Source organism: Polycladidibacter stylochi, assembly GCF_001562055.1.
In the GTDB taxonomy this organism is placed as follows: Bacteria; Pseudomonadota; Alphaproteobacteria; order Rhizobiales; family Stappiaceae; genus Pseudovibrio; species Pseudovibrio stylochi.
The window spans coordinates 1-8,357 of record NZ_LLWE01000002.1; the positions used below are offsets into that span (position 1 = coordinate 1).

6 protein-coding genes are annotated in these 8,357 nt (G+C 44.9%); 5 read left to right on the forward strand and 1 reads right to left on the reverse strand.

Annotation, left to right across the window (positions count from 1 at the left end):
• Positions 1–133: 133 nt before the first annotated feature.
• Positions 134–787, reverse strand: a complete 654-nt coding sequence (locus AYK67_RS00015; RefSeq protein WP_068080557.1) for a GntR family transcriptional regulator — start codon at positions 785–787, stop codon at positions 134–136.
• 973 nt (positions 788–1,760) lie between these two features.
• Between AYK67_RS00015 and AYK67_RS00020 the strand changes: the two genes are divergently transcribed.
• The 5 genes from AYK67_RS00020 to AYK67_RS00040 all read left to right on the forward strand — a co-directional run bounded on the left by AYK67_RS00020 (position 1,761) and on the right by AYK67_RS00040 (position 8,192).
• Entirely contained in the window at positions 1,761–2,936 is a 1,176-nt protein-coding gene (locus AYK67_RS00020) for a YgeY family selenium metabolism-linked hydrolase (protein ID WP_068080560.1), read from the forward strand.
• A 14-nt stretch (positions 2,937–2,950) separates the two neighbouring features.
• A complete protein-coding gene (locus AYK67_RS00025) occupies positions 2,951–4,219 on the forward strand; it encodes a M24 family metallopeptidase (protein WP_068080562.1) in 1,269 nt (422 codons plus the stop codon).
• Between the two features lie 15 nt (positions 4,220–4,234).
• Positions 4,235–5,461: a diaminopropionate ammonia-lyase gene (locus AYK67_RS00030; RefSeq protein ID WP_068080565.1), complete on the forward strand. Its 1,227-nt coding sequence runs from the start codon at positions 4,235–4,237 to the stop codon at positions 5,459–5,461.
• A gap of 1 nt (position 5,462) precedes the next feature.
• Positions 5,463–6,803: an APC family permease gene (locus tag AYK67_RS00035; RefSeq protein WP_068080569.1), complete on the forward strand. Its 1,341-nt coding sequence runs from the start codon at positions 5,463–5,465 to the stop codon at positions 6,801–6,803.
• A gap of 222 nt (positions 6,804–7,025) precedes the next feature.
• Entirely contained in the window at positions 7,026–8,192 is a 1,167-nt protein-coding gene (locus AYK67_RS00040) for a M24 family metallopeptidase (protein WP_068080571.1), read from the forward strand.
• Positions 8,193–8,357 lie beyond the last annotated feature (165 nt).

Here is an 8,357-nt window from a genome sequence, read left to right on the forward strand (position 1 = left end):
AGCTTATGGAACGACTACACAGCCGAATTGCGTGCATGAAAAGGGCGATAACGCGGTTTTGCATTTACTTCGAAATAACCTGACAGTGACCAAGACGCCTAACTTCAGATTTTGACCAGTCCGGCAACATTGATCAATTCACGCTCCGCACAAATCGCAGCCAATTTTCTGCCATGCATTTTTGCGCCAGATGCATATCACCTGCTTCGATAGCAGCAATAATTGCCTCATGTTCCTCTGCACTCTTTAGTTCAGCTGTATTGGCAAGGAAATAGACATGCTCAGCCCGGGCAGAGTGGATTTTGAGCTGTTCATTAAATTCAGTCAGGTAAGGATTGTTTGCCAACTCAAAAAACACACCATGGAATGCAGCATCAAACTCCTTCATTTGAAAGTAGTTGCCCCCCTTTTGCATTTCAGCCAGCTTGGAGTTTATTTCTCTCAACTCTTGGATAATGCTTGGGGTAATTTTGGGAAAGGCAAGAGCCAAAACAGAACTATGGACAGCACAAAGAGCATGATAGACGTTATTCATGTCTTCTTTGTTGAGTTCTGTAACATATGTCCCTTTGTTAGGGATGACTTTAACAAGATTCTGCTCAGAAAGCATCTGCAGTGCTTCTCGCACTGGTGTTCTGCTTACCGAAAAATAACTTGATACCTCAATATCAATTACTTTTTCACCCGGCTTTAGCGTCCCGACAACGATCCAGTCACGTAGTGTATCATAAACGATATTCTTTGTTGGTTTTCTCTCTAAGGCACTCTGTTCTTTAGGTATCGGCACAAGCTGCCCTCACATACTACTTCTCAATTTGAGTTATGACGTGAATCAAAACTGGCTACAAGTCAATATGGTAGTCTTCCCGTTCTAAGATAAATGTCTCAACTCAATCAAATGTGTATGCATCCTTAAGAAGTGACTATGTTAGTTTTGATGGTGCCGTCAACTTAACCTGAATTTGGCCGCACTCAATTTCTGCATCCGCTTTTAGGTGACAAGCGTTGCAGCCTGTTTCCATTGTGAGAAAGCGTTGACGCGATGAAGGTGGACTGGCTTAATAAAAGTGGAGAGCCTCTGTCTCAATTTTTCTACGTTGTCTCTCGAACGTAATTGGCGATTGGTAGTCTAACGCCGAGTGTCGCCGGGTTGGATTGTAAAGGCCAAGTGCCTTTTTTACCTCTTGCCGTGTCAGAAAGGCAGTTCGCCACAACATTTCTGATTTGATGGTCTTGAACGGCCGTGTTGCATAAACCGAAATCAACTCACAGCTTGCCCTTACCCGTTTACCCTCAGGCCACAGTGACACGCTCAAACATCGGGCGTCCGAGTGCGGTCATTCTATTCAAGATGGAGACATTGATTTTAGCCTCCGTCTTCTGGTTTTCCAACTTACGGAACTGCAATGTGGGCTCGATGACTTTCTTATAAGGAGAGCATTTAAAAGTGTGGGGCAGCTGCGATAAAGCAGTCTGATCTTGTTGCCGGTGTGTGAGGTGTCAGCCACTTTAACTCATGTTCCAAGGTCCACCATCCACATCCACAACCCCATTCGTGGGTTGGACTGGCTATACGGATAAAATGGCTGCGTAAAATCTATAAAAATTGGGCTTTTGCAACTCAATAAAAATAAGTTTGCAATACCGTCTCGATAGGTAAATTCCCGAGTATGTATTCATAGCAATATCCAATATATCGCATATTGCTTTATATTCATTGATATATTGCATACTGCGATTTTCTTTCAGGGAGTAAGAAAATGGGAAGTACTAAAGAGTTATGTCTGGCGCATCAGACTGATATTACCGAATTTCTTAAAAAGCTCATCTCAATAGAAAGCTATACAGGTCAGGAGGAGGCTGTCGCTAAGTGCGTTGAAGAGAAGATGATCGCGCTTGGTTACGACAGCATTATAAAAACAGAGTATGGCGATGTCGTGGGTGTTATGGGAAGTGGTGAAACCGCAATCCTGTTTGATTCCCACATGGACACAGTTGTCGTAAATGACCGTGAGTTGTGGTCACAAGATCCGTTTGCCGGAAATATCGTTGATGGCAAAATTTATGGTCGCGGTACATCCGATATGAAAAGCGCGATTGCCGCCACAGTCTATGCTGGCTATTTCGCCAAAGAACTAGGCCTGCTTGATAACAAGACGGTTTATGTCTCAGCATCCGTGATGGAAGAAGATTTTGATTTTTTCGCCCTTGACAATGTTCTGGAGAACTTACCGCAAAAACCCGATGCAGTTGTTATTTGTGAACCTAGTGACCGGCAGATTGCATTGGGTCACAGAGGTCGCGCACTGCTGGAAATAAATACCGAAGGCGTGTCCAGTCACGGAAGTGCCCCAGAGAACGGTGTGAATGCTGTTTATGAGATGGCTGACATTATCAATCGCGTAAACGAGCTTAATAATAAACTTTCCAAGGTTAAAGGCGAACACGGTTCAGTAGCTCTAAGTAAAATTGATTGTAGAACAGTTTCTCTCAACGCAATACCGGATAAATGCTCAATATACTTGGATAGGCGCTTAGCAACGGGTGAGGATTTCGATCATATTACCCAGGAAATGAATAAGTTAATTGAGAATACAACTGCAACGTGGAATGTATTTCAAGCTGAGGGTACGAGCTATACAGGTAAAGAGTTTACCATGCATAGCTTTATGGAATCCTGGAAGATGGAAGAGAGTGACCCAATTACTCTTGCAATGACTTCCGCATTTGAAAGTGCAACAGACGAAGATCCTACCCTATTTACATGGAATTTTAGCACCAACGGTTTTGCTTCCACAGCACGCGGCATCCCAACAATTGGTTACGGGCCTGGAACCATGAAACTCTGTCACATGAGAGATGAGAACTGTGTTGTTCAAGATATCTACGACGCGACAGAAATTTATGCGCATTTCATAAGCCTGTTTTCAAAGTAAAGGGGAGTTGAATTATGTATTATGAAGTAAACGGAACAATGAGGAACGTTCCTTTTTCTCAAGGTGAATACGATGCTCGCTTGGCGTGTGCAAAAAGGGTCATGAGAGAAAATGATCTAGAGGTATTATTCCTGACCTCTCCAGAAGCACTCTATTACTTCTCCGGCTACAAGCTTGGCTGGTATCGCGTAAACTCAAAGAAGCAGTGGAATTACTACGTACCTGCAAGCATTGCAATTCATGTAGATCATGAAGAATTTGCCTTCATGGATGTGGCTGGTGAAGAAGAAGATGTCCGAGAAGACACTGTCACTAAGGATATCCGCATATTCACCCATGCTGCTCGCCCGACATATGGAATAAGTGGCAACGCCGGCACAATTCCACATGGCGGCACACTGATGAGAGCTATCGCAAAAAACCTTAAGGAAACAGGTTGGCTTACCAGCAAGGTTGGCATCGAATCCGATAAGCATGGAAACCACATTACGAAGCTTGTATCTAATGCATTTGGTGAGTACGGCGTTAAGACAACAAATGCTTCAGACCTGTTTGATGAAATTCGCAAAGTAAAGTCGAAAGAAGAACTAGACTATATTGTGAGATCAGCTGAAATTGCTGATGTGTCCATGCAGGCTATCAAAGAATATTTGAAGCCAGGCGTCACTGAGAATGAACTATTAGGATATGCAACTTACAAAATGGCCTTAGCTGGCGGTGAGCCAGCGGGTTGTTCGTTCATTCACGGTGGGCAGCGAGTACTTCGGGGGCACAACTACCCCTCACATGAGAAGTTAGAGCGCGGCGATGTTGTTGTTGCTGATCTATTTGCATCACATCAACGCTATAGTTCTGATCTGTCGCGTGTATTTACAGTAGGCGATGTAGATTACAGTAGGTATTCGGAAGAAAAATCTGCCTTCGTAAAGATGGCAGAGAAATATCATCCAATAATACGTGAGAAAGTTGAAAGTATATTGAAGACCAATATGCTTATCAATGAGTTCACCGGCCAGCTCAAGGAGTTCTATCAAGAACTCGGGATCTGGGGGCAGCAATTCTGGTTGGGCGGCTACGACATGGGCATCCTCTGGCCCGGAGATTGTTGCGGCGGATCAATGGTTTACGATGCTGACATGGACAAAGGGGACCAGCGGTTTGTGCCTGGTACGGCTGTAAACTTCGAAACTGGTTTCTGGGTGATCGATACGCTTGTTTTCTATGAAGATCGGGCAATTATCGCAAGTAAAACACCTTGGGACATCGTTAAGTGTTCACACTAAGAATGAGTAAGAAAAATGTCTGATCAAAAGATTGAAAAATTCGGCTGCGAATTTCTGGAATACCCTTGTAAAGGAAATACTGATTGTGACCTGTTTACGCCAGAAGTCGCGGAAAAGGTCATTCGGTATTCCAAAACATTGAAAGAATACAGTAAAACCCCGCTTGTAAGCTTGGACAGTCTTGCAAATGAAATGGGTGTGAAGAATGTATACGTGAAGGATGAGTCCTTCCGTATGGGTTTAAACGCATTCAAGTCAATCGGTGTTATTTATGGTGTTTCCAAAGTAATCTGCAAAATACTTGGCGTTTCGATTGACGATATCGATTTCGAATACTTCTTAAAGCCAGAGATAAACGAGAAAATCAGAGACATCGTTCTGATTGCAGCAACCGATGGCAATCATGGCAAGGGCTTGGCCTACGCGGCAAGCATTCTCGGTTGTCAGTGTCACATCTACATGCCGTCGCAGACAGTACCAAGTCGTGTGAAGGCTATTGAAGATCTGGGCGCTTCCGTCATCGTCACAGAACATAACTACGATGGCACATTGAAGATGGTCATCGCCAAAGCCGCTGAGATGGGCTGGTGCCATGTGCAGGACCAGGCTTGGGAAGGTTACACTGAAACAACAAATTTCATTTCGCAAGGTTACACAGCCATTGCAGATGAAATTCGACTGCAGCTTGAAGGCGTACAGCCAACGCACATCGTATTGCAGGCTGGCGCTGGTTCTTTTGCTGTCGGCATAATGGCTTATTTCTCAAAACTTATGGGAGAGAATAAGCCTCATATGACAATTGTTGAGCCAGATAACGCTGGCTGCTTCATGAAATCTGCGATGAATGGCAAGTATTCTCAAGTTGGGGGCGACTTGGCCACAATCATGGCAGGTCTTTCAGTTGGGGAACCAAATATTGTTGCCTACGATATACTTAAGGATATCGTAGATTACTATATCACGTGCCCGAATGAGTTTTCGGCAAATGGAATGCGCATTCTAGCTAATCCGCTTGAAGGTGATGACAAAGTCGTCTCCGGCGAGTCTGGTGCGGTTGGGTTGGGAGTAACTCATGCCATTTGCACGAATGAAGCTCTCGTCAACATCAGGGAGCAGATGAAAATAGACGAGAGATCTGTGCTTCTCTTTATCAGCACTGAGGGTGATACCGATCCTGAAATCTATAACAAAATCGTAAGAGACGGGGCATATCCGCTCCAAATTTCTCAGGGAGGAAGTTAGAATGTCAAATGGTAATGTAGGTAGTGGTGTCCTTGGCAAATGGACCCTGCTAGCAATGGGTGTTGGCCTAACGGTTGGGGCCGGGCTGTTTTCACTCGTTGGCGCAGGTATTGGTCTTACCGGGCATAGTTTGTGGCTTGCTTTTGCGCTCGCACTTGTATTCGGTATTTTCTACAATACGCCGATGTTTTTTGCGAGTGGTACACTCGTTTTGGATGGCGGGCCTTACGCACTTACCAGTACAATTTTGGGCAGAAAATATGCAGGCATGTATGTTGTTAGCTTCTTCTTGTACTATCCAACAGTAGCAATCTACGCGCTCTCTCTCGGGTATTACATCAACTCTTTGATGCCTTCTGTGACACCGTCAGCTGGTGCTATCGCAGGCCTGACAGTGTTCTACGTCGTAAACTTGTTCGGATTAGATGCACTCTCTAAGTTCCAGAACTTGATGACAACCTTGCTTATGGTTGGTATCGCGACCTTCATTGTGATGGGTTTTGGGCAAGTTGATTTTGCTTTGTTGTCACCTACGACAAATCCTAATTTTGCCTCTGAAGGTGGAATGGGTATCTTCAAAGCGGCTTGTCTGCTTTCGTTCGCTACCTACTGCCAGTACTACCTGATGTACTTCAGTAAGTATGCAAAAAGACCCAAAAAGGACATTACATTCGGAATGGTTGGTACCACATTAGTTATTATTGTTGTGTACCTTGGCGTCTCTGTGGTCGCTTCTGGTGTACTTCCTATCGAAATGGTTGCCAACAAGCCGCTAACTCTGGTGGCCCGTAAAATTCTTTCATCTCCACTCTTCATATTCTTTATGATTTGTGGACCTTTCATGGCGCTGACAACCACCATTAACAGTGTGTATGCATCCTATGTTCAGCCAATCCAGACAGCGACAGCCGATGGTTGGTTCCCAAAGAGCTTTGGTGCCACCAACAAAATGGGTAGCCCTTGGAAGATTCTAACCCTAATCTGGCTTGCTTCCATGTTGCCTATCTTGCTTGGCTGGGACATTAGCACGATTGCAAACGCTTACATCCTGACTGACATCGTGTTGGGTATCTTCATGATGGTTTCAATCGCTCTGATACCAAACAAGTATCCTGTGGCATGGGCAAACCGAGAGTTCTGCAGGAAGTTGCCTACATGGGTATTCTATATCTTTGTCGGTCTTGCAGGTGTTGTTCAAGGCATCCTGATTTACAACTCAATTGCTTCAATCAAGCTCTACATTGTTGTTGTAACAGGGATCGCGTTCGGTGTCGGCATTCTGTATGCCATCATGAAAGAAAAGAGTGATTCAGTAACGAGTCCTGTACTTGATGTTGCATAAGTAATTAACGCAACTTAATAAAAATAATTGGCCATGTGGGTGTAGATGAAATTCTCACATGGCCAATAGACCAGCCCAATCAACACATCATTACTATTTTCAATTATCGCATAATATTAAGGCTGTTTATTAGTTGTGTTGATTGTACATGAGAAAACTAGAAATAAAATTACTGATGAAGATATTAGTAAGTAAAACAAAGAAAAGTAATGGGAGCGCGAAATGTCAAAACTGGTAAAGCGTGGTTTTGAAGTCTCTGAGTTTGAAGAACGGGTCGAGCGGGCACAACGCATGATGTATGAGAAGAAACTAGATGCAATCATGCTAACGACCGAACCAAATTTCCGTTATTTTACAGGGTTTAGGTCTCAGTTCTGGCATAGCCCAACTCGTCCGTGGTTCGTCGTTGTACCAGCTAAAGGCAAGCCAATAGCTGTAATTCCGGGGATTGGTGTTAACAGCCTGAAGCAGACATGGATCGATGATGTTCGCAGTTGGGCTGCCCCTTGCCCTGAAGATGATGGCATTAGCTTACTTGCAGCAACAATCAATGAGTTGCCTAAAAAGCACGGGCGGGTCGGAGCAACCTTGGGAATTGAATCCCAGCTGCGCATGCCAAATGCCAACTTCAGCCAGCTGCGTGAGATGGTCAACTCAGAGTTCGTCGATTTTTCGTTAGAGATGCATGCGCTACGTCAGATCAAGTCCCCTGCAGAGATCGCGAAGACACGTGAAATTTGCCGGATCACGAATGTAGGGTTCAGCAAAATTCCACAATATGCACGCATTGGAATGACCGAGCGGGAAATCTGTAAACGCTTCAGCATGGATATGTTAGAGGCCGGTGCTGATGAGACACCATTCATTATTGCCGGTTCTGGGCCAGATGCTATCGGTGAGATCCTCACAGGACCCAGCGATCGGGCAATGCAGGAAGGTGACTTGTTGATGATCGACACCGGCGCCGTTTGGGATGGTTACTTTTCAGATTTTGACCGGAACTGGGCATTCGGTCATGCCAGCGAGCAAACCAAAGCCGCTTATCGCGCCACTTATGAGGCGACAACCAAGGGCTTTGAAGCGGCAAAGCCTGGCAACACAACGACCGATATCTACAATGCAATGTGGGGCGTGCTGGAGCTAGCAGGTGCTCTTGGGAATGACATTGGCCGTATTGGTCATGGACTGGGAATGGAGCTGACAGAGCGCCCTTCTAACACATCATCAGATAATTCTGTTCTGGTTCCAGGAATGGTTATGACATTGGAGCCGGGTATGACCTATGCTCCTGATAAGATGATGTTGCATGAGGAAAACATAGTAATCACAGAAGACGGAGCAGAATGGTTGACTGAACGCGCCGAACCTGAGCTGATTATTATTCAGTAACAAGCGTTATCGAATGGTGTGGTTGCCGTCCTATCCAGACGGCATCGCAATGTGCCAAGGTTGCGGTGTTGAACGGGCTCTGTCAGGTTGTTTACTGCTCTGAGATAGCGTAGTTATTTGCCATGCTTAAATTTGATGTCTTTCCCGCTCTTAAAGGTTACCGGT